The sequence below is a fragment of the Sphingomonas sp. M1A8_2b genome, assembly GCF_053345535.1.
This window is the reverse complement of record NZ_JBKFAH010000002.1, coordinates 101680-123124: the sequence shown is the minus strand read 5'-3', so window position 1 is coordinate 123124 and position 21445 is coordinate 101680. Positions and strand designations below refer to the sequence as shown.

At 66.8% G+C, this 21445-nt stretch carries 14 protein-coding genes; 7 read left to right on the top strand and 7 right to left on the bottom strand.

Annotation, left to right across the window (positions count from 1 at the left end; all coding sequences use genetic code 11):
• The first annotated feature begins 47 nt into the window (after positions 1-47).
• Positions 48-1994 carry a sialate O-acetylesterase gene (locus ACLBWL_RS08890; RefSeq protein ID WP_447792246.1) on the top strand — a complete coding sequence of 649 codons (1947 nt, stop codon included), beginning with the start codon at positions 48-50 and terminating at the stop codon, positions 1992-1994.
• A 3-nt stretch (positions 1995-1997) separates the two neighbouring features.
• Here the strand turns inward: ACLBWL_RS08890 and ACLBWL_RS08885 are convergent, their stop codons facing one another.
• Genes ACLBWL_RS08885 through ACLBWL_RS08875 form a run of 3 tightly spaced genes read right to left on the bottom strand, consistent with a single transcriptional unit; the run spans position 1998 to position 7058 of the window.
• On the bottom strand, positions 1998-3566 hold the full coding sequence (locus ACLBWL_RS08885) for a glycoside hydrolase family 43 protein (protein ID WP_447792244.1): 1569 nt from the start codon (positions 3564-3566) through the stop codon (positions 1998-2000).
• Positions 3567-3577: 11 nt separating this feature from the next.
• Positions 3578-4636 (bottom strand): alpha/beta hydrolase, encoded by a 1059-nt coding sequence (locus tag ACLBWL_RS08880; protein ID WP_447792242.1) that lies wholly within the window; start codon positions 4634-4636, stop codon positions 3578-3580.
• Between the two features lie 43 nt (positions 4637-4679).
• Positions 4680-7058 carry a glycoside hydrolase family 95 protein gene (locus ACLBWL_RS08875; protein ID WP_447792240.1) on the bottom strand — a complete coding sequence of 793 codons (2379 nt, stop codon included), beginning with the start codon at positions 7056-7058 and terminating at the stop codon, positions 4680-4682.
• A gap of 240 nt (positions 7059-7298) precedes the next feature.
• Between ACLBWL_RS08875 and ACLBWL_RS08870 the strand changes: the two genes are divergently transcribed.
• The 4 genes from ACLBWL_RS08870 (at position 7299) to ACLBWL_RS08855 (ending at position 14839) form a co-directional block, all read left to right on the top strand.
• Complete coding sequence (locus tag ACLBWL_RS08870) at positions 7299-8966, top strand: glycoside hydrolase family 43 protein (RefSeq protein ID WP_447792238.1); 1668 nt, start codon at positions 7299-7301, stop codon at positions 8964-8966.
• A gap of 86 nt (positions 8967-9052) precedes the next feature.
• Positions 9053-10618 carry a sulfotransferase gene (locus ACLBWL_RS08865; RefSeq protein WP_447792236.1) on the top strand — a complete coding sequence of 522 codons (1566 nt, stop codon included), beginning with the start codon at positions 9053-9055 and terminating at the stop codon, positions 10616-10618.
• A gap of 113 nt (positions 10619-10731) precedes the next feature.
• Positions 10732-13281, top strand: coding sequence for a TonB-dependent receptor (locus ACLBWL_RS08860; protein WP_447792234.1), 2550 nt, complete (start codon positions 10732-10734; stop codon positions 13279-13281).
• 157 nt (positions 13282-13438) lie between these two features.
• The gene (locus tag ACLBWL_RS08855) at positions 13439-14839 is read left to right on the top strand and encodes a M20/M25/M40 family metallo-hydrolase (protein ID WP_447792232.1); all 1401 of its coding nucleotides are present in this window, start codon (positions 13439-13441) and stop codon (positions 14837-14839) included.
• Positions 14840-14850: 11 nt separating this feature from the next.
• Here the strand turns inward: ACLBWL_RS08855 and ACLBWL_RS08850 are convergent, their stop codons facing one another.
• Positions 14851-15663, bottom strand: coding sequence for a shikimate 5-dehydrogenase (locus tag ACLBWL_RS08850; protein ID WP_447792230.1), 813 nt, complete (start codon positions 15661-15663; stop codon positions 14851-14853).
• Positions 15664-15840: 177 nt separating this feature from the next.
• On the opposite strand from ACLBWL_RS08850, the gene ACLBWL_RS08845 reads away from it, so the two are divergent.
• Complete coding sequence (locus ACLBWL_RS08845; RefSeq protein WP_447792228.1) at positions 15841-18321, top strand: TonB-dependent receptor; 2481 nt, start codon at positions 15841-15843, stop codon at positions 18319-18321.
• 57 nt (positions 18322-18378) lie between these two features.
• Here ACLBWL_RS08845 and ACLBWL_RS08840 read toward each other — a convergent pair whose 3' ends face one another.
• From ACLBWL_RS08840 to ACLBWL_RS08830, 3 genes are all read right to left on the bottom strand, one after another.
• Entirely contained in the window at positions 18379-19014 is a 636-nt protein-coding gene (locus ACLBWL_RS08840; RefSeq protein WP_447792226.1) for a hypothetical protein, read from the bottom strand.
• Between the two features lie 23 nt (positions 19015-19037).
• Positions 19038-19349 carry a hypothetical protein gene (locus tag ACLBWL_RS08835; protein WP_447792225.1) on the bottom strand — a complete coding sequence of 104 codons (312 nt, stop codon included), beginning with the start codon at positions 19347-19349 and terminating at the stop codon, positions 19038-19040.
• A 75-nt stretch (positions 19350-19424) separates the two neighbouring features.
• The gene (locus tag ACLBWL_RS08830) at positions 19425-19694 is read right to left on the bottom strand and encodes a GlsB/YeaQ/YmgE family stress response membrane protein (RefSeq protein WP_056047837.1); all 270 of its coding nucleotides are present in this window, start codon (positions 19692-19694) and stop codon (positions 19425-19427) included.
• Positions 19695-19859: 165 nt separating this feature from the next.
• On the opposite strand from ACLBWL_RS08830, the gene ACLBWL_RS08825 reads away from it, so the two are divergent.
• A complete protein-coding gene (locus ACLBWL_RS08825; RefSeq protein ID WP_447792223.1) occupies positions 19860-21335 on the top strand; it encodes a PAS domain S-box protein in 1476 nt (491 codons plus the stop codon).
• The last annotated feature ends 110 nt before the right edge of the window (positions 21336-21445 follow it).

The following is a 21445-nucleotide window of genomic DNA, read 5'->3' as shown; positions in this document are numbered from 1 at the left end:
CTCCCTGTCGATCCCTGTTCGATCCGAACCCCAAGGAAAACGATCCGATGAAGACCGCCCTGCGCCTCGCGCTCTACGCCGCTATTGCCGGTGCGGCCTCCCCGGCCTTGGCCGCGCCGCGTCTCAATGGCGTGCTCGGCGATCATGCGGTGATCCAGCGCGGCCAGCCGATCGTCCTGAACGGCGATGCGGCAGCGGGCGAGACGATCCTGATCGCGCTCGCCGGTCGCACGGTGACGACCAAGGCGGGGCGCGACGGCCGGTTCGAGGCGCGCCTGCCCGCGTTGCCCGCCGGCGGCCCTTACGACCTGACGATCGCGGCGAACAGCGGTGCCGCGGTGGTGCGCGATATCCTGATCGGCGACGTATTCCTGTGCTCGGGCCAGAGCAACATGGAGCTGGCGGTCGAGAACGCGCAGACGCTGTTCCCCGACGCGCATCCGCCGATCGACGATCAGCTGCGGCTGTTGACCGTGGCCAAGGTCTCGGCGGCGAGCACCGTCGCGCGCTTCGCCGAGCAACCGCACTGGGCTGCGGCCGGGCCCTCTACCGTACCGACGTTTTCGGCGGCCTGTTTCTACATGGTGCAGGCGCTCCGGCGGACCGCGAAGGTGCCGATCGGCGCGATCCATTCGAGCTGGGGCGGATCGCGGATCAGCGCGTGGCTCAGCGACCCCGCGTTGCGCAAGGCGGGTCTCGGCGCCGAGGCCGATCTGCTAGCCCTGTATGCGCGCGATCCCGCCGCCGCCGACCGCAAGGCGTCGACGATCTGGGAAAGCTGGTGGCGCACCGGGTCGGGCGATGCGGTGGGCCGCGAACCGTGGCAGCCGGCAGCCGCGCTCAACTGGAAGCCGGTGCCGGCGATGACCAATTTCGAGACCTGGGGGATGCCCGAACTCGCCGATTACAACGGCATGATCTGGTATCAGCGGACGGTCGAGGTCACCGCGGCGCAGGCGCGCGGACCCGCGATCCTGTCGCTCGGCACGATCGACGATGCCGACCGGACCTGGGTCAACGGCCAGGGCGTCGGTGGCAGCAGCCTTGCCAGCAAGCCGCGCGTCTACACGCTGCCGGTCGGCACGCTGAAGCCCGGCGCCAATGTCATCACCGTCAACGACGACGACGTCTATGCGTTCGGCGGCATGACCGGCCCCGCCGAGACGATGCGCGTGACCTTCGCCGACGGCAGCAGCGCGCCGCTCGGCAGCGGCTGGCGCTATGCGATCGCCAAGCGGCTCGATGGCGCGGCACCGCGCGTGCCGTGGGACGATATCAATGGCGACGGCACGCTGTACAACGCGATGATCGCGCCGCTGGCCTCGACCAAGCTCGCCGGCATCGCCTGGTATCAGGGCGAGTCGGACACGGGCATCCCCGGCTACGACCGCCGCCTCACCGCACTGATCGCGGACTGGCGCACGCGGTTCGGCACGCCCGAGACGGGGTTCGGAATCGTCCAGCTCGCGAACTACGGCAAGCCGACCAGCGTGCCGAGCGACAGCGGCTGGGGCTATATCCGCGATGCGCAGCGCCGCGTCGCCGCCGCCGATCGCCATGCCGGGATCGCGGTCGCGCTCGATATCGGCGATGCGCTCGACATCCATCCCGGCGAGAAGCACGAGGTCGGGCAACGCCTCGCAAAGGTCATGCGGTCGGCGGTCTATGGCGCCCCCGGCGGCCCGTCCGGTCCCGCCATCGCCTCGGCCGACGCCGGGGCCGATGGCAGCATCGCGCTACGCTTCAGCGATGTGACCGGTGCGCTCCACGCCCGCGGTGCGAACCAGGCGATCGGGTTCGAACTGTGCGACACCGCGCCGGGCACCTGCCGCTATGCCGCGGGCAGCGTCGCCGGCACCACCGTGACGCTGCCGGGCGACGGCAAGCCCGTCACCCGAGTCCGCTATGCCTGGGCGGATGCGCCATCGGTGAACCTGTCCGACGACGCGATGTTGCCGGTCGGCACGTTCGAGATACCCGTCGCGCCGCGATGATGATTACCGCGGGGGCGCGTTCCGGAACTTGAACGTCGATCGGGGTTCGAGCACGCTCAGCGTGAACGAGTCGACGTCGAGCCAGCCCCTGCTGGGGCTAGGCGCGTAGCAGAACAGCGCGAACTGCTCGCCCTGGAACGTCCCCGTCCGCCACGCGAAGGCGAGCGGGAAGTCGCCGCCGAGCCCGGTCCAGCGGCGGCCGTCGAGACTATACGCGACGCGGGCACGATCGATCGTGAAATCCATCTCGGTGCGCAACCATAGCGCGCGACCAGCACCAATCACGCTGCGACCGCGCGTTTCGGTCCGCGCGCCGTCGACCGTGTCTTCGGTCACCTCCATCGCCACCGCGGCCGTGCCGCCCGCGTCGCGCTCGATCGTCAGGTTGCCGCTATATTGCCCCAGCGTCCCGAACCCGCATCGATCGCCCGGCGCGAGATGACCGATATCCACCTTCACCTCGGCGCGGCTGGCAGGCCCCTGCCCTTTCTGCGTCAGCGTGTTGCGCGCCGACCAGAAGCGTGGCGCGACCGTCGGCTTCAGCCGCAACCAGCCCCGCCGTGCGGTCAGCGACCAGCGGCTCGGGTCCGGATTATGGTTCCACTGCCATTGCAGGCCGAGACGCGGACCCGCGAAATTATCGGAGCTCGCCGGCTCGGCGAACGGAAACCCGGCGATCGGCTTTTGCGCGAGCCGGGGTACGCGACCGGGCGCGTCCGCGGTGCCCCACACCGGCCAGTCGTCGCGCCAGAATACCGGGCTGAGATTGGTCATCCGGCCGACCGCGCCGCTATCCTCCATGACGAACCCGAACCAGCGGCCGTCGGGCAGGTCGACCAGCGCGCCCTGATGGCCGCCGGTCGTGTCGTCGATCTGATCGCGCGTTTCCCACGGCCCGAACAGGCTGCGCGACCGCGAGACGGTCAGCCCGAGGCGCGGCGGCAACGCGTTGAACAAGTAATAATACGCACCGCGGCGGATGATCTTCGAACCCTCCGCGCCCTTGATGTAATGCACCTTCCGCGCGTCGGTGACGTGCGCCAAATCCTTGTCGAGCGTGAGCAGCGTGATCGTGCCGTCGGCGGTCGAGGCGGTGGCGATATACGCGCGCCCATCGGGCTCGATGAACAGCCCGGGATCGAACGCCTCGCGCTCCAGTTCGTGATAGTGCCACGGCCCGCGTACGTCCTTGGCGTACCAGATCCGCGTCTTCTGCCCGACCGGTGTATTGGCGAGATAATAGGTGCCCGCGTGATAGCGTAAGGACGAGGCATAGAGCCCATGCCGATACGCGTTGCCGCCCTTCAGATCATATTCGGGCTTCCCCTCGAGCCGATCGACGAGGTGCGACGCGAGCGTCCAGTTGACCAGGTCGCGGCTGTGCAGGATCGTGATCCCCGGCACGTTGGCGAACGTCGTCGTCGCGAAATAATAGTCGTGGCCGACGCGGATGATGTCGGGATCGGGATAGTCCGCGAACAGCACCGGATTGCGGAAAGTCCCGTTCCCCTGATCCGACCGCCAGACCTGCGCCGACGCTGGTATCGCCAGCAGCGCGAACGCCGCGATCAACGCCCTGCCCCTCATCGTGCGAACGCCAGGCTGCGCGAGAAGAACGGCATCATCGCATCCTGCACCCGCCCCGCAACGCCGCTGGTATGGTCGCCCGGATACACCGCGAACTGGTTGGCGATCCCGTAGCGATCGAGCCCCTCGTGCAGCGCGATCGCATCGCCCTTCAGCCCGTCGCGATCGCCGACGTCGAGCCCGATCGCCGCGTAGCGCCGCAAATTGCCGGCATATTGATCGAGCATCGAGAGCGGCGCGTTGGCCGCCCAACGCGCGATCACGTCGGGCTGCGCGACGCCGTCCTTGATCGGCAGGTCGAGGAACAGCGGCGGTGCCTTCGGGTTCGGCGACCACGCCGCCGCAGTCGCGAGTTGCGCGCGCAATCCCCACGACAGGCGCGCGCTTTCGGTCGGCGAGCGTAGCGCCCGCAGAGTCTTCTCCGCCGCCGCGTCGGGCGTGCCGAGCGCGCGTGTCGACAGGCAGCACGGGCTCATCATGTAGAGCGCGCCGAAGATGTCGGGATGCTTCATGCCGATCCGCGCGGTGCCGTAACCGCCCATCGAATGCCCCGCGAGCCCGCGACTGCGGCGGTCCGCCAGCGTCCGGTAATGCGCGTCGACATAGCCGACGAGATCGCGCGCGATGAACTGCTCGAAGTCGCCGACCGTCACCGAACTGGAATAGAACGAGCCGTTATGCACCGTCTTGCTGTCGGGCAGCACGACGATCATCTCGCGCGCACCCTTGGCGAACGCTCCCTCGATCGTCTGCGGGACGTGGATTTCCTTCGCCCATTGCTCGGCCCCGATCGAATAGCCGTGCAGTGCGTAGACCACCGGATAGCGGCGTGCCGGGGTACTGCGATAGCTCGGTGGCAGCATCACCATCACCGCGCGATCCGCGCTGTTACCTTCGAGATTGCCCTCGATTGCGCGCGAATGAACCGTGATCCGCTCGACCGTGACCGGCTTGGCGCCCGTGACCGGTGGCGGCGTGGTGGTCGCGACCTGCGCATGGGCCGTGCCGGATATCGCCAAGCCGAAGGAGAGCACGGCCATCAGGAATTTCGTCATGGGTGCACTTCCTCGAAGAGCAGAGAAGATGGGCATGCGGTGGTCATGCCTGCGCCAGTCCGGCACCGCGCAGCCTGACGCTGCGCCCCGGCACCAGCATCACGTCGACGGTGCGGTCGCCCAGCCGGATACGGCGGCGTCCGTGGATCGTGGAACGGAGGACCGCTTCGGTCAGCGTGCCGCGCTCCCACCGCACGTCCACCACGCACGTACCCCGCGCGCGCAGCCCTGCGATCGAGCCGCTCGGCCATGCGCGCGGCAACGCCGGCAGCAGCAGGATCTCGTCGCCGCGGCTCTGCATCAGCATCTCCGCGATCGCGCGCGTCCCGCCGAAATTGCCGTCGATCTGGAACGGCGGATGCGCGTCGAACAGATTGGGATAGGTGCGCGCAGGGCCGAGCAGATAGGCGAGTATGCGGTGCGCGTGCTCGCCGTCGCGCAGCCGCGCCCACAGGTTCGCGCGCCATGCGGTCGCCCAGCCGGTCGATTCGTCACCGCGGATTTCGAGCGAACGCCGTGCCGCCTTGGCCAGCGCCGGCGTCGCGTCGAGATCGATCTGGTCGCTCGGGAACAGGCCGTAGAGATGCGAAACGTGGCGATGGCGCTGTTCCGGCGCATCGGCATCCCAATCGGCCTGCCATTCCTGCAACTGGCCGCCGCGACCGATCTTGTCGGGCGCCAGCCGCGCGCGTGCCGCCGCCAGTTCCGCGACGAACGCCGCGTCGGTGCCGAGCAGCGTCGCCGCCTTGCCAGTCTGATCGAACAGGTCGCGCAGGATCTGCATGTCCATCGCCGGCCCCGCACAGATCGACGCGCCCTTGGGGTGCACGTTCTCGGGCGACAGCGATGGATTGGTGACCAGCGCGCCGGTCTTGGGATCGGTCTGGAGCGTATCGAGGAAGAACAGCGCCGCGCCGTGCAGCAGCGGGTAGACCGACCGTAGGAACTTGAGATCGCGACTATAGTCGTAATGGTCCCACAGATGCGTGCACAGCCATGCGCCGCCGGTCGGCCACAGCCCCCATTGCGCGCCATCGATCGGCGCGGTCGCGCGCCACAGGTCGGTGTTGTGATGACACACCCAGCCGCGTGCGCCGTACATCGTCTTCGCGGTCCGCGCGCCGGTGACCGCCAGCTCGCGCACCATCTGGACCAGCGGCGCGACGCATTCGGGCAGCGCGGTGACCTCGGCCGGCCAGTAATTCATCTCGGTATTGATGTTGACCGTATATTTCGACTCCCAGGGCGGGCTGGTCTCCGCGTTCCAGATTCCCTGGAGGTTGGCCGGCTGGCTCCCCGGTCGCGACGACGCGATCAGCAAATAGCGTCCGTAATTGAAATACAGCGTGGCGAGCGCAGGGTCGGCCGCGGCGAGATCGACCAGCACCCGCTCGCCGGTCGGCCGATCCGCGATCGCGGTCCGGCCAAGGTCGAGCTTCACCCGCCGGAACAGCGCGCGGTGCGCCGTGATCGCGTCCGACCGCAGCCCAGCAAAGCCGCGCCGCGCCGCGCCCGCGACCGCCGCCAGTGTCGCCGCCTCGGGATCGCCGCCGACATCGTCGAACCGGCGATAGCTCGTCCCCATCGCGACCAGCAGCGTGACCGACCGGGCACCGGTGACGCGCAGACGCTCGCCGTCCGCCACCACCCTGCCGCCGTCCGCCACGACACGCGCGCGCGCCGCGAACCGCAATTTGCCCGCAACGCCAGCCCGCGCATCGTTGCGACCGGTCAGCGTCAGCATCCCCCCGGCCGCGACGACACCCGCGCCCGGTTGCGGTGAGGTCAGCCCGACCAGCAGGTCGAACGGCCGATCGCCGGTCATGTGCACCGCGATCACCTGCTCACCCGGCGATGCGAAGACCTCACGCCGGAACCGCGTCCCGCCGAACGTGAAGCTGGTGGTCGCGATCGCCGCATCGAGGTCGAGATCCCGGGTATAGGCGCTTGCCTCTCCCGCTGTGCCCGGCAGCTCGAGCAGCAGGTCGCCGACCGGCTGATACGCCATCTGCGTATTCGGCACGCCCATCAGCCGCGCGTTGGCGAGCGTCTGCGCCTCGGCGAACGCGCCCGCATCGATCAGCCGCCGCACCTCGGGCAGCGCCGCCCGCGCGTCCGGGTTGACCGGTTCGTACGGCCCGCCGGACCACAACGTGTCCTCGTTCAGCTGCAACCGCTCGCGCGTCGTGCCGCCGAACACCATCGCGCCGAGGCGCCCGTTGCCGACCGGCAGCGCTTCGGTCCAGACCTTGGCCGGTTGCCGATACCATAACCGCGTTTCGCCTTGCGCGGACGTCTTCGCCTCGGCGGTCGTCGGCAGGACCAAAGCCGGCACGGCCAGCGCGACGGTCGCTCCCACGCCTTCCAACACTTCACGCCGCGACGGCGATGCGTGCGGTCCCTTGGCGGACAGTTCGGTCATCCTTCTCCCTTCCGCGATCGTCACGAGCGGATCTGCGGGAGGCCGGACCCTGTCCGACACTCATCACGCCGCCCGTTGCACCTGCGTTGGGATGGAGCGTAACTTGGTACCGGTATCTTAGCTACCCCCAAGCCTCCTTCCGCCACTCGAAGGCACGCGGCTGGCCTTCGAGAATGTTAGCGCTATAATGCTGAGGCAGCAGGCGCGTTCAGTGCCGCGAGACGACGGGAGAGGACCACCATGACGCGCTTCGATCGATATGCAGGCGCCGCACTGCGCGCGACCGCCGTCCTGCTTGCAGGCACGGCCGCCGCCACCGCCTCGGCAAGCGACGCCCCCCGGTTCAGCCGCTTCACCTATGACGGCCACGCGCAGGAACAGGTTAAAGTCGGCCCCGGCGAATACCGCAATCCGATCCTGTCGGGCTATTACCCCGATCCGTCGGTGACCCGCGTCGGCGACGACTTCTACCTCGTCCTGTCGTCGTTCGCGCATTTCCCCGGCTTGCCGATCTTCACGTCGAAGGATCTCGTCCACTGGACGCAGATCGGCAACGCGATCGACCGGCCGAAACAGCTCGACTTCACCGGCATGCGCACCTCACAGGCGGTGTTCGCGCCCGACATCTCCTACCACGCCGGCACATTCTACATCGTCAACACCTGCGTCGAGTGCAAAGGCAACTTCGTCATCACCGCCAAGAACCCGGCGGGTCCCTGGTCCAATCCGACCTGGCTGCCGTTCGAGGGGATCGATCCGTCGATCTACTGGGAGGGCGACAAGGCCTATGTCGTCAACAACCGCGCACCGAACGAGCCGCCGCGCTACGACGGCCACCGCGCGATCTGGATCCAGGAATTCGACTGGCGCACGGGGAAAATGGTCGGCGAGAGCACGCAGCTGATCAACGGCGGCGTCGACCTGACGAAGAAGCCGGTCTGGATCGAGGGACCGCACATCTTCCGCAAGGACGGCTGGTATTATTTGACCGCGGCGGAAGGCGGCACGAGCGTTAACCATTCGCAGGTCGTATTCCGGTCGCGGCAGTTGCGCGGGCCGTTCGCGCCGTTCGCGGGCAACCCGATCCTGACGCAGCGCGACCTCGATCCCGCCCGCGCCAATCCGATCACCTCGTCGGGTCACGCCGAACTCGTCCAGACCGCGAAGGGCGACTGGTGGGCGACCTTCCTCGCGGTCCGCCCGTATAACGGCGACTATTACAACATTGGTCGTGAGACGTTCCTGCTGCCGGTGACGTGGAAGGATGGCTGGCCGATCATCCTGCCCAAGGGCCAGGCGATCCCGTTCGTCGGCAAAACGCCCGACCTCCCCAAACAACCCGCGTCCAAGATCCCGACGAGCGGCGACTTCGGCTATGTCGACGATTTCGACGGCACCAAGCTGGCGATGCAGTGGATCGGCGTGCGGACCCCGAAACAGCCGTTCTACCGGCTCGATCACGGCGACCTCGTGCTCGGCAAGGGTACGCCGATCGGCGACCTGTCGGGCGTACCCGCATTCGTCGGACGGCGTCAGCAGCATCACGTCGCGACGATGTCGACCACGGTCAAATTCGCACCGGACACCGATGGCGACCGCGCCGGCCTCGCGGCGATGCAGAGCGACCGAAACTATCTGGTGTTCGGCGTCACGCGGATCGCCGGCAAGACCGTTGTCGCGCTGTATAGCGCGGCCGACGGGCGCGAGCGGCTGGTCGCGTCGGCCCCCGTAGCAGCCGGTCCCATCACGCTGACGATCCGCGCGAACGGCGGAACGATGGCGTTCGATTATCAGGTCGCGGGCACCCGGCGCACGTTGTCGGACAAGGTCGACGCACGCTTTCTCAGCACCAAGTCCGCGGGCGGGTTCGTCGGGACCGTCGTAGGTCCCTATGCTTGGACGCAGTGACCGCGTGACGGCGTAGGTCAGGCATGCGCGCGCGAGTGCGGATGCATGCTTGACGCTGGGGCGATGCTCTCCGACTGTTCGGCGCGATGGCTTCCCTCCCCACTCCCCGCTGGTCGAGCGACCTGATGCAGGCCGCGCTGGCGCTGCACGACAATCAGCTCCACGTCGCCGAGCCGCTGCTGAAGGCCTATCTCAAACGCGATCCGTTCGACGCGCGCGCGATCCGTATGCTGGCGGAACTCGCCGGGCGGATCGGGCGATACAAGGACGCCGAGACGCTGCTGCGGCGCGCGGTCGAACTGGCCCCCGGGTTCACCGCGGCGCGCGCGAACCTCGCGCTCGTGCTCTACCGCCAGAACCGCGCACCCGAGGCGCTGACCCTGCTCGATGCGGTGATCGCCGACGAGCCCGACAATCCCGGCCACGCCAACCTCAAGGCGGCGGCGCTGGGTCGGCTCGGCGGGTTCGAGGATGCGATCACGCTGTACGAAAAGGTGCTGCGCGACGCCCCCGATCAGCCGCGCGTGTGGCTGAGTTACGGCCATATGCTCAAGACCGTCGGGCGCCGCGACGACGGCATCACCGCATATCGGCGCGCGCTGTCACTCCAGCCGACGCTGGGCGATGCGTGGTGGAGCCTGGCCAACCTCAAGACGGTGAGGTTCGATGACCACGATATCGCGGCGATGGAGGCGGCGCTCGCGCGCGGCGACCTCGGCGACGAGGACAGGTTCCACCTAGACTTCGCACTCGGTAAGGCATTCGAGGATCGCCGCGACGCCGCCCGCTCGTTCGCGCATTACGACGCCGGCAACACGCTGCGCCGCACGCGCATCAGCTACGATGCCGACGAGACCACCGCGTTCGTCGACCGCAGCATCGCGGTGCTGACCCCGGCGCTGCTCGACGCGCGTCGCGGACAGGGGTGCGACGCCCCCGACCCGATCTTCGTGCTTGGCATGCCGCGCGCCGGGTCGACGCTGATCGAACAGATCCTCGCCAGCCACAGCCTGGTCGAGGGCACCACCGAACTCCCCGACATGCCCGCGATCGCGCGCGGCATCGCCGACTATCCGGGCGCGATCGACACGCTGTCGGCGGAGGCGTTGCGCGAACTCGGCGAGGAGTATCTGCGCCGCGCCACGATCCAGCGCCGCACCGAACGCCCGTTCTTCATCGACAAGCTCCCCAACAATTGGGCGCATGTCCCGCTGATCCTGCTCGCGCTGCCGAACGCGCGGATCATCGATGCACGCCGCGATCCGCTCGACTGCTGCTTCTCGAACTTCAAACAGCATTACGCGCGGGGCCAGACGTTCAGCTATTCGCTCGACGATCTCGGCCGCTATTATCGCGATTACATCCGCCTGATGCGCCACGTCGACACGGTCGCGCCGGGCCGCGTCCACCGCGTTGATCACGAAGCGCTGATCGACAACACCGAGGTCGAGGTCCGTGCGCTGCTCGCAGCGTGCGGCCTCGACTACGAACCCGCCTGCCTCGCTTTCTACGAAACCGATCGCGCGGTGCGCACCGCGAGTTCGGAACAGGTCCGCCGCCCGATCAATCGCGACGGCGTCGATGCTTGGCGACCATACGAGACGTGGCTCGACCCGCTCAAAACTGCGCTCGGCGACCTGCTGCGCGCATGATCCGTGGCAAAAACGTCACGCTCGCGTAATAAAGCTGCAAAATCGCCCGGCTTCGTTTGACCTTCGCTGCACCGCACCACAGTCTCTGCGCATAATCGCTTGGGGGCTCGCGCATGCACATATTCGATCGTCGGTTGTTGATCGGCTCACTTCTCGCCTCGTCGGCAATCGTGTCTCCCGCCTACGCCCAGATCGATCCTGCCGCCGCCCAGACACCGGTTGCCGCCCCTGCCGCGCAAACCGCAGGCGAATACGAAGGCGACATCGTCGTCACCGCGCAGAAGCGCGACCAGAGCATCCAGAGCGTCCCGATCAGCATCCAGGCGATCGGCACCAAGCGGCTCGACGATCTCAACATCTCGAACTTCAACCAATATACGCAGTTGCTGCCGTCGGTGTCGTTCCAGACGACGCAGCCCGGCTCGACCGTCGTCTACATGCGCGGCGTCGCATCGGGTGGCGACGGCAATCATTCGGGCCCGCTGCCGTCGGTCGGCACGTATCTCGACGAACAGCCGGTGACGACGATCGGCGGTACGCTCGACGTCCACATCTACGACATCGCCCGGATCGAGAGCCTCGCCGGGCCACAGGGCACGCTGTACGGCGCGTCGTCGGAAGCCGGCACGATCCGGATCATCACCAACAAGCCCGATCTGAGCGGTTTCTACGGCCGGGTCGATGGCGAGGTGAACAGCGTCAAGTCGGGCGGCATCGGCAGCAAGCTCGAGGGCATGCTCAACATGCCGCTGTCCGGATCGGCGGCGCTGCGCGTGGTCGGCTTCTACCAGCGCGATGCAGGCTATATCGACAATGTCGCCGGGTGCCGCAGCTACCTGCCCGAACCGACCGCGACCTCGTGCACGTCGGCGAACGGCGGCGTGGTCGTCGACAATGCCGCATTCGTGAAGAAGAACTACAACGATACCGAGACCTATGGCGGCCGCGCCGCGCTGAAGGTCGATCTCGACAGCAACTGGACCGTGACGCCGACCGTCCTCTACCAGGAACAGCGCAACCACGGCACCTATGGCTACGACCCCAAGGTCGGCGATCTCCAGGTCCAGCATTTCTTCCCAGAATTCCGCCGCGACCGCTTCATCCAGGGCGCGCTGACGATCGAGGGCAAGGTCGGCAACTGGGACGTCACGTACGCGGGCGCGTATCTCGACCGGAAGACCTTCACGTCGAGCGACTATACCGATTACGCCGAGGCGTATGACTCGATGTACTCGTCCGCGGGCGGGCTCGCCGGCTATTTCTATTACCAGGACAATGCCGGCCGGACGATCGATCCGCGCCAGAAGATCATCGGCACCGATCACTTCAAGAAGACCAGCCAGGAACTCCGCGTCGCCTCCCCCGCCGGGGATCGCTTCCGGATCGTCTCGGGCGCGTTCTACCAGCGCCAGACCAACGACATCTTCCAGGATTATCAGATCGCCAATCTGGGCACCGCGGTGTCCGTCAACGGCTCGCCGGGGACGCTGTGGCTGACCAAGCAGAAGCGCGTCGACACCGATTACGCGATGTTCGGCGAGGCGAGTTATGACATCCTGCCGACGCTGACCGCGACCGCGGGCGGCCGCGCGTACATCTACGACAATTCGCTGATCGGCTTCTACGGCTTCGGCCGCAATCCGGCGGTCGATCCGGACGATGGCCGGCCGTACACCGCCACGCCGTTCAACGCCGCGGGCAGCAGCCAGACCGGCGTCGCAGGCTGCTATCTCGCCAATGGCCAGACCTTGCGGCAGGCCTATCTGAACGGCGGCGACACCTCGACGCTGCTGCCGGCAGCGGTCGCGGGGTCGCCGTGCACCAACCTCGCCACCTATACGACCACCGGGCTGGTACCCAAAAAGACCCAGGGCCAAGGTGCCACCTACCGCTTCAACCTGACTTTCAAGCCGACCGACAAGGTCATGGCCTATGCCACCTTCTCGCGCGGCTATCGGCCGGGCGGGATCAACCGCCGCGGCGACGTCGCGCCGTACGGCGCGGACTTCCTGACCAATTACGAGCTGGGCCTGAAGACCACGTTGTTCGATCGACTGCGGTTCAATGCCGCGATCTATCAACAGCAATGGGACAAGTTCCAGTTCTCGTTCCTCGGCGCGAACAGCTTCACGATCATCCAGAACGGCCCGAACGCGCGGATCCGCGGCGTGGAGGCGGATGCGAACTACTCGGCGGGCGGCCTCTCGCTGACCGCGGCGGGTTCGTACACGGATGCGAAGACGCGCAATGATCTGTGCGCGACACAGATCTGCAGCGGCGACGGCACCGACGTGCTTGCGCCATCGGGGACACGCCTGCCGATCACGCCGCGCTTCAAGGCGAGCGGCACCGCGCGCTACAGCATGCCGATCGGCACCGCGAAGGCGTATATCCAGGGCCTCGTCGCACATCAGAGTTCGGCGTCGGCGGATATCCGACTGGCGCAGGCGGCGACACTGGGGCGGCTTCAGGCCTACACCACCGGCAACGCCTCGGTCGGTGCGGAGGTATCCAACTTCACGTTCGAAGTATTCGTCCAGAATCTGTGGGACGAACGCGCCGAGCTGTCCCGCTACCAGCAATGCGGCACCTGTTCGCAGCGCACCTACATCGTCACCAGCACGCCGCGAACGATCGGCCTTCGCGCGGGGGCGAAATTCTAGGACTGGCTCGTCGTTATCCTCCCCCGCCAGGGGGAGGTGGCGCCGAAGGCGACGGAGGGGGCGGCATGCGATACCCTCTGCTCCGTGTCCTCCCCCTCCGTCTGGCAAGCGCCAGCCACCTCCCCCTGGCGGGGGAGGAAAAATTCTCCGAGGAAAGATGATGATGACGTCCAAGCTCAAGCTTCTCCTGGCCTGCACCGCCGCGATGACCGCCCTACCCGCCGCGGCGCAGACCCCGACCGCCGCCGCCAACGGGCTCGAAATCGCCAAGAAGATGATCGCGTTTCGCAGCGTGCGCGGGCCGGGCAACCAGACGCCGCAGCTCGCCGCCTATCTGAAGTCCGTACTGGTCGGCGGCGGCTTTGCGGCGAGCGACGTGACGGTCACCCCGGTCGACGACACCGCCTATCTGATCGCGACCTGGAAGGGGACCGACGCGGCGCTGAAGCCGATCGTCATTTCCGGGCATATCGACGTGGTCGAGGCCAAGCCCGCCGACTGGCAGCGCGATCCGTTCACGGCGGTGGTCGAGAACGGCTATCTCTACGGCCGCGGCGCGACGGACATGAAGCTCGATGCCGCGCTCGCGATCGCCACGCTGCTCGACATGAAGAAGGCGGGCTACAAACCCAAGCGCGGCATCGTCCTCGCGCTGTCGGGCGACGAGGAAACCGTCATGAAGGCGTCGTCGCTGATCGCCGACCGGCTCAAGACTGCCGAAATGGCGCTAATGGCGCTCAACATCGACGGCGGCGGCGGGTTGTACGGCGAAGACGGCAAGGCCGAATATTTCACCGTCGGCGCGGCCGAGAAGACCTATGCCGATTTCCAGCTCGAAACGACCAGCGCCGGCGGCCATTCCTCTGCCCCGCGCAAAGTGAACGCGATCAACCAACTCGCCGCCGCGCTGGTGAAAATCGGCGACTACCGCTTCGCGCCGCAGCTGTCGCCGATCACCAAGGGTTATTTCGAGGGCGTCGCACCGCGCCAGACACCAGAGATCGGTGCCGCAATGCGCGCCTTCGCCGCCAACCCCAAGGACCAGAAGGCGATCGAGACGCTCGCCGCCAACCCAGGGTATGTCGGCCAGATCGGCACGACCTGCGTCACGTCGATGATCAGCGGCGGGCATGCGCTCAACGCGCTACCGCAGCGCGCGACCGCCAACATCAACTGCCGCATCTTCCCCGGTGTGAAACCCGCGACCGTGATGGCCGAACTCGCCAAGGTCGCCGCCGACCCCGGCGTGAAGTTCAGCGACGTCACCGAAGGGTCGAACCCGACCGACGCCTCGCCGCTGCGCGCCGACCTGATGGGTGCGGTCAAGACGGCGATGGCCAAGATCCGCCCCGGCGTGCCGATCTTCCCGAGCATGTCGGCGGGCGCGAGCGATTCGATGTGGTATCGCTCGGTCGGCGTGCCGAGCTACGGGGTCAGCCCGACCTTCATCAAGCAGTCCGACGATTTCAGCCACGGCCTCAACGAGCGGACGCCGATCGACAACATCCCGCTGGCGATCACCTATTACCGCTCGCTGCTCACCGACCTGACGAAATAGATGCGGGCGGCTTAGGAGTTCGCGCGCGCCCACTCGGCCGCGTCGGCGACCTGGGCGGCGTCGGGCGTCACGCCGGTGTAGAGCACGAACTGTTGCAGCGCCTGCAGAGTCGCGACCTCGGTCCCGGTGATGCAGCGCTTGCCCGCGTCGGCGGCGGCGCGCAGGAACGGCGTCTCGGGCGGATATTGCACAACGTCGAACGCGATGTCGCACGCCGCGATCATGTCGGGCGGGAACGCCAGCGCGTTCGCATCCGCCCCGGTCATCCCGATCGGCGTCACGTTGATCAGGAGCGCCGCCGCCCCGCTCGCTTCGGATGCCCAACGATATCCGTACAGATCGGCGAGCGCCCGCCCAGCCGCCGCATTGCGCGCGACGATCGTGCCGTCCCGGAAACCGCTGTCGCTCAGCGCGGCGGCGACCGCCTTGGCCATCCCGCCCGAACCGTGCAGCACGAACGAGAGCGATCGATCGATATCGCTGACCAGATCGACGACCGCGCCGTAATCCGTGTTGTGCCCGGTCAGCACGCCGTCGTCGTTGACGATCGTGTTCACGCTGTCGATCGCACTCGCCGATGGCGCAAGTCCGTCGAGCAGCGCGATCACCGCCTCCTTGAACGGCATCGAGATCGCACAGCCGCGAATATTCAGCGCGCGAATGCCGCCGATCGCCGCGGGCAGATCGGTGGTCGAGAAGGACTTGTACACGCAATCGAGTCCGGTAAGCTCGTAGAGCCGATTATGGAACCGGGTGCCGAAATTGCCGGGCCTTGCCGACAACGACATGCAAAGGCGCGTATCGCGTCCGATCGGCGGTTTCATGCTGCTCTCCTTCGTCATGTCGCGCGTATATCGCGTCGGGCCGACGCTGCCATCCCGCCGCCCCTCAAAGCTGCGCTTTAGCCATCCGATCAAAATAGATATTGGTAATCCTACTATATCAATGGAGTTTACCGGAACAGGTTCGGGGGACGCGATATGGTGCTGACTGCTTTGCTGATGACATTACAGAGTGCCGATCAGGTACCGCAGACTCCGCCCCCGCAGCCCGCACCCGTGGCGACGTCGGCCGCGCAATCGGCGCACTCCACAGGCGAGCAGGAACGCGCAGGCCCGGCATCGGGCGATGGAGGCGGCGACATCCTCGTCACAGCCCGCCGCCGTGCGGAAACCGTCCAGAGCGTGCCGATCGCGATGTCGGTGATCGGCGGCACCGCGATCGCCGACACCGGCGCGTACAACGTCAGCCGCATCACGCAGCTTGCACCGACGCTGCAATTCTATTCGACCAACCCGCGTAATTCGGCCGCCAATATCCGCGGACTCGGCGCGCCGTTCGGCCTGACCAACGACGGCATCGAACAGGGCGTCGGCATCTATGTCGACCAGGTCTATTACAGCCGGATCGCCTCGGCGACGTTCGACTTCACCGATACCGAGCGGATCGAGATCCTCCGCGGACCGCAGGGCACCCTATACGGCAAGAACACCACCGCGGGCGCGATCAACGTCACCACCCGCGCGCCGAGCTTCACGCCCGAGGCGCGCGTCGAGCTGAGCGGCGGCAATTACGATTTCTTCCAAGGCAAGGCGTCGGTGTCGGGGCCGCTGGTCGACGACAAGCTGGCGATCCGACTGTCGACGTCGATCACGACCCGGCGCGGCACGATCTACAATTCGCGCACCGACACCTATCTCAACAGCCAGGACAATCTCGGGTTTCGCGGCCAGTTGCTCTGGCGCGCGGCGTCCAATCTCGATCTGACGCTGTACGGCGATTACGGCCGGCAGAACCCCAATTGCTGCGTCCAATATTATGCGCGGGTCGGCACGACGCAGCGCCCACTCAACCGGCAATATGCGGCGCTCGCCGCGGCGCAGGGCTATGTCGTGCCCTCGACGAACGCGTTCGACCGGGTGACCGACGTCGATACGCCGCTGCGCGCGAAGCAGGAGCTGGGCGGCGCATCGCTGCTCGCGAATTGGGATCTCGGCCCCGCGACGGTGACGTCGGTGACGGCGTGGCGGTTCTGGCATTGGGACCCTTCGAACGATCGCGACTTCATCGGCCTGCCGATCACCCCGGTCTCGGCAAACCCGTCGCAGCAGAGCCAGTTCAGCCAGGAACTGCGGGTCGGATCGAACGGCACGCACGCGGTCGACTACACGGTCGGCGTCTTCTACTTCCACCAGACGATCGATACGCAGGGTCTTCAGGTGCAGGGGCCCGCGGCGAGCCGGTTCCTGCTCAATCCCGGCAACGGTGTCGCGCCCGGCGCCACCGGATGCGCGACCGCGACCACCGCGGCGTGCAACCCGTCGGTGCTCGACGGGCTGACCAGCCGCAACACGATCGGCTTCACCAACACCAGCGCCGCGCTGTTTGGCAAGCTGACGTGGCATGCCACGAACAAGCTTCAGATCGCGCCCGGCCTGCGGTTGAATTACGACAAGAAGGACGGCGATTACGTCTCCGTCGTCACCACCGGCAATGGCGGCACCACGCTGACAGCCGATCAGCGCGGTGTGCTCGCGCCGCAAAGCTACAAGCCGACGTTCGACAATTGGAACCTGTCGGGCGACATCACCGCGTCGTACACCGTGACCGCCGACGTCCACGCCTATGCGACCTATGCGCGCAGCTATAAATCGGGCGGCATCAACCTGTCCGGCCTGCCGCTCGATGCCAGCAACAACCCGATCCTCGCGGCGGCGACCGTGAAGCCGGAAAAGGTCAATCACTACGAGCTGGGGCTGAAGACGCAGTTCGCCGATCGGCGCGTGACGTTGAACATCGCCGGGTTCTGGACCGAAATCGCGGATTATCAGGCAACCGTCACCAATAACCAGTATTCGGTGTTGCGCGGCTATCTCGCGAACGCAGGCAAGGTGCGTACGCGCGGCCTCGAATTCGACTCCGCGTTCCGGCCGTCGGAGCGGCTGAACCTGTACGTCAACGGCGCCTACACCGACGCCAAATACGTCAAGTTCGTCGATGCGCCCTGCCCGCCCGAGCTGACCGGCGGCACTGCGGCGGATGCGACGCACCCGGCGAGCCCCGCAGGCCAGGCCGGCACCGCGACCCGGCCGTCGTACAGCCCGGCGAGTTGCGACATCTCGGGGCAGCGCCTACCCGGCGTCTCTAAATTCGCGCTCTCGTACGGCGCGGAATACGACTTGCCGGCACGCATCGCGGGCAAGGATGGTCAGGTCTATGTCGGCTATGACGGCAGCTACCGGTCGCATTTCTCGTCGAACCCGTCGGAATCGATCTATACCGAGATCAACGGCTATTCGCTGAGCAACTTCCGCGTCGGGTTCCGCGAGCGCGAAGGGATCAGCGCGTTCCTCTGGCTGCGCAATGCGTTCGACGAGCATTACTATGACGTGCTCGCGACCCAGTCGGGCAGCACCGGTCTGATCGTCGGACAGCCGGGCGATCCGAGGACCTACGGCGCGACCATTTCCACGCGGTTCTGACGAAAAACGGCGGCCTGTTTTCCAACAGGCCGCCGTCTTCATCCAAGCGGTATTAGTTCAGTAGGTCGTCGACGTCGTCGTCGGCCGATACCGGTTCCGCTCGGCGGCGACTTCGTCGCGCGTATAGGCGGGAGCAGCCTCGTCGAAGCGGCTCCAGCCATCCTGACGATACGCCGCGCCGCGCGTCGTCGCGTCGACCGAGCGGTTGCGATCGAGCACCGCTTCGGCTTCGGCGACCAGATCGTCCTCGACGCGCGCGCTCAACAGCGTGCCACCGCGGCGGACGCCTTCCGAATAGACATGCGCGTCTTCTTCGGAGTGGCCTGCGTCCTTCAGCGCGCCGACGATCGTGCCGGTTGCAGCACCACCGGCCGCACCGATCCCGGCACCGACCACGGTCGAGGCGAGCCAGCCCGCCGCGACGATCGGACCGAGACCTGGGATCGCGAGCAGGCCGAGCCCGGCGAGCAGGCCGCCGACGCCGCCGACCGCTGCACCCGTCGAGACGCCGCGGCTGACGTCGCCGCGATCGTCGACGTCGCCGAGCGTCGTGTCGCTATCGCCATGCGCGCCGTCGGCGTTGCTCGCGACGATGCTGATATGGCTATGCGGTACGCCCAGTCGCTCGAGATCGTGGAGCGCGGCGGTTGCGTCGGCATAGTCGTCGAACAGGCGTGTAAGGGTCTTGGTCATCGTTTCTCTCCTAGGGATTGGGATCAGCGCGCGGTCACGTTGCCCTTGTAGTCGAGCCCGACATGGACCTTCTTGCCGCCGCGGGTCGCCATGCCCCGCCAGACGCCGTCCTTGTCCTTGGTCAGCGCGGAGACCGACCGATAGCCGGCCTTGGTCAGCCGACCGCGCGCCTGGTCTTGCGAGAAGGAATTGGCGCCGCTGGCGGGCGCGGCGACGTGCGCAGCGTCGTTGCTCTTGATCGCGGGATTGTGCGCGCCGGTATGCGTCGCGGTCTGTGCGACGGCGCTCGACGCCAGCAGCATCGCGCCACAGGCGATAAATGTTCTGACGGTCATGATACTCTCCTGGATTTTTGGTTTTTAGGAAGTGGGTGGGAGGCAATCCGCGGACCGAACCGCCTCCCCCATTGCTCAGCGTGCCGTGCCGCGACGAAACAGGTTGATGATCGCGAGCAGGATGACCGCGCCGACCAGCGAGATCAGGATCGACTGGATGTTGAGCGCGCCGTCCATGATCGATGCGCCACCGATCAGCGGCGTGATCAGGAACCCGGCGAGCAACGCGCCGACGATTCCGACGACGATGTTGAGGAAGATCCCCTGCTGCGCATCGGTCCGCATGATCATGCTGGCGACCCAGCCGATGAGTCCGCCGACGACGAGAAGGATGATGAGGTTCATGATGAGGTTCCCTGGGGTGGTTGTAGTACGGGATGCTCAACAGTCGGACGGGCGGTTCCGTTCAGATCGCACCTTTTGCCGGTTGGTGCAGAAGTACCGGGGTGATTGGTATTTTTGCTCTGCGCGATGCGGAACAAGAGTGCCCCGGCCGGCGCTGGACGGGGTATGACGAAGACCTCGCATCCGCCGCTCCACGCCCCCACGCTGCACCATCTCGAACAGCTCATGACCGGGCTGCTCGAAGGGGTGATCCTGATGGATCCGACCGGCGTCATCCTCAGCGCGAACCCCGCGGCCCTGAAGATGCACGGAATATCCTCGGTGAAGGATCTGGGCGAGACCGCCGACGAGTACGCCGCGCGGTTCGATCTGCGCCACCGGAACCACCGTAAGATCCCGCGCCGCGAATACCCGCTGATGCGGCTGCTCGCGGGGGAAAGCTTTCCCGACCTGATCGTCGAGGTCGGCCCGGCGGGTGCGGACGAGCCGCGCTGGGTGCACCAGGTTCGCGACATCGTCATGGACGAGGATGGCGGCGAGCCCGATTGCCTGGGGCTCGTCATCAACGACGTGTCCGAACGGTTCGATGCGGAGGACCGGTTCGAGGCGATGTTCCATGCCAACCCGGCGCCGGCACTGATCATCCGGGTTGCCGACCAGCGCTACGTGCTCGTCAATCAGGGGTTTCTCGACCTGTCGGGCTACAGCCGCGATCAGATCATCGGCAAGACGCTGTTCGAGTTCGATTTCCTGACCGAGGTGCAGCGCAAGCCGTTCGTCAGGGACTGCGTGGCCGCGGGCAAGACGGTCCCTCAGCTCGAAGCCGAGCTGCCGCTCGCAAACGGCGACAAGACGCTGGTGGTGCTGGCCGGCCAGCCGATCGAGGTCGCGAACGAAGACTGCCTGCTATTCACCTTCGCCGATCTCGAACCGCGTCGTCAGGCCGAACGCGCGTTGCAGGCCAGCGAACGCCACTTCGCCTCGGTGTTCGAGATGGCACCGATCGCGATGGTCGTGACGCAGGGCGAGGAGAACCGCATCGCGCAGGTCAATGCCGCGTTCAAGACGCTCACCGGCTACACCGAGAAGGCGGTGGTGGGCATGGTCGCGGACGACCTGCAACTGTGGAACGATGCGGCTCAGCGGGAGGGCCTCGAAACCGAAATCCGCGAGTCCGGCGGCTTTCGCGGCCACGATGTCCGGCTGCTCCACAAGAACGGCGAAGGGCTCGATTGCCTGGTCTCCGCCGAACGGATCAGCGTCGACGGCGAACCCTGCGTCCTGTGGCTCTATCAGGACATCTCGGCACGGCGGCGCGGCGAACTCGATCTCGTCGAAGCGATCGATGCGGTGATGAAGGATGCCAACTGGCTCAGCCGCTCGATCATGGACAAGCTGGCGACGCTGCGGAACCCGCGCGCGCTACCCGGGACCAGCGCCCCCTCCACCGATCTCAGCAAACGCGAACGCGAGGTGCTCGAACTGATCTGCCAGGATCTCGACGATGCGGCGATCGCAGACCGTCTTGGCCTGTCGCGCAACACGGTCCGCAACCATGTCGCACGGCTCTATGCCAAGATCGGCGTGAACCGACGCAGCGCCGCGGTGGTCTGGGCACACGAACGCGGCGTCGGCGCCTGATTGATCTGGGAATTGCCGGCCGGCAAGATTGCGACGATCCTCGCGCGCCTCGCGCGCCTCGCGCAGCTCGCGCAGCTCGCGCACCTTGACCGGCCGTGTGATCCCGCACG

Coding starts and splice junctions, on each gene's coding strand:
- ACLBWL_RS08880 (WP_447792242.1), bottom strand. CDS start 4,636: ATGACGAAATTCCTGATGGCCGTGCTCTCCTTCGGCTTGGCGATATCC.
- ACLBWL_RS08835 (WP_447792225.1), bottom strand. CDS start 19,349: ATGACCGTCAGAACATTTATCGCCTGTGGCGCGATGCTGCTGGCGTCG.
- ACLBWL_RS08845 (WP_447792228.1), top strand. CDS start 15,841: ATGACATTACAGAGTGCCGATCAGGTACCGCAGACTCCGCCCCCGCAG.
- ACLBWL_RS08830 (WP_056047837.1), bottom strand. CDS start 19,694: ATGAACCTCATCATCCTTCTCGTCGTCGGCGGACTCATCGGCTGGGTC.
- ACLBWL_RS08840 (WP_447792226.1), bottom strand. CDS start 19,014: ATGACCAAGACCCTTACACGCCTGTTCGACGACTATGCCGACGCAACC.
- ACLBWL_RS08850 (WP_447792230.1), bottom strand. CDS start 15,663: ATGAAACCGCCGATCGGACGCGATACGCGCCTTTGCATGTCGTTGTCG.
- ACLBWL_RS08860 (WP_447792234.1), top strand. CDS start 10,732: ATGCACATATTCGATCGTCGGTTGTTGATCGGCTCACTTCTCGCCTCG.
- ACLBWL_RS08890 (WP_447792246.1), top strand. CDS start 48: ATGAAGACCGCCCTGCGCCTCGCGCTCTACGCCGCTATTGCCGGTGCG.
- ACLBWL_RS08865 (WP_447792236.1), top strand. CDS start 9,053: ATGGCTTCCCTCCCCACTCCCCGCTGGTCGAGCGACCTGATGCAGGCC.
- ACLBWL_RS08825 (WP_447792223.1), top strand. CDS start 19,860: ATGACGAAGACCTCGCATCCGCCGCTCCACGCCCCCACGCTGCACCAT.
- ACLBWL_RS08855 (WP_447792232.1), top strand. CDS start 13,439: ATGATGATGACGTCCAAGCTCAAGCTTCTCCTGGCCTGCACCGCCGCG.
- ACLBWL_RS08875 (WP_447792240.1), bottom strand. CDS start 7,058: ATGACCGAACTGTCCGCCAAGGGACCGCACGCATCGCCGTCGCGGCGT.
- ACLBWL_RS08870 (WP_447792238.1), top strand. CDS start 7,299: ATGACGCGCTTCGATCGATATGCAGGCGCCGCACTGCGCGCGACCGCC.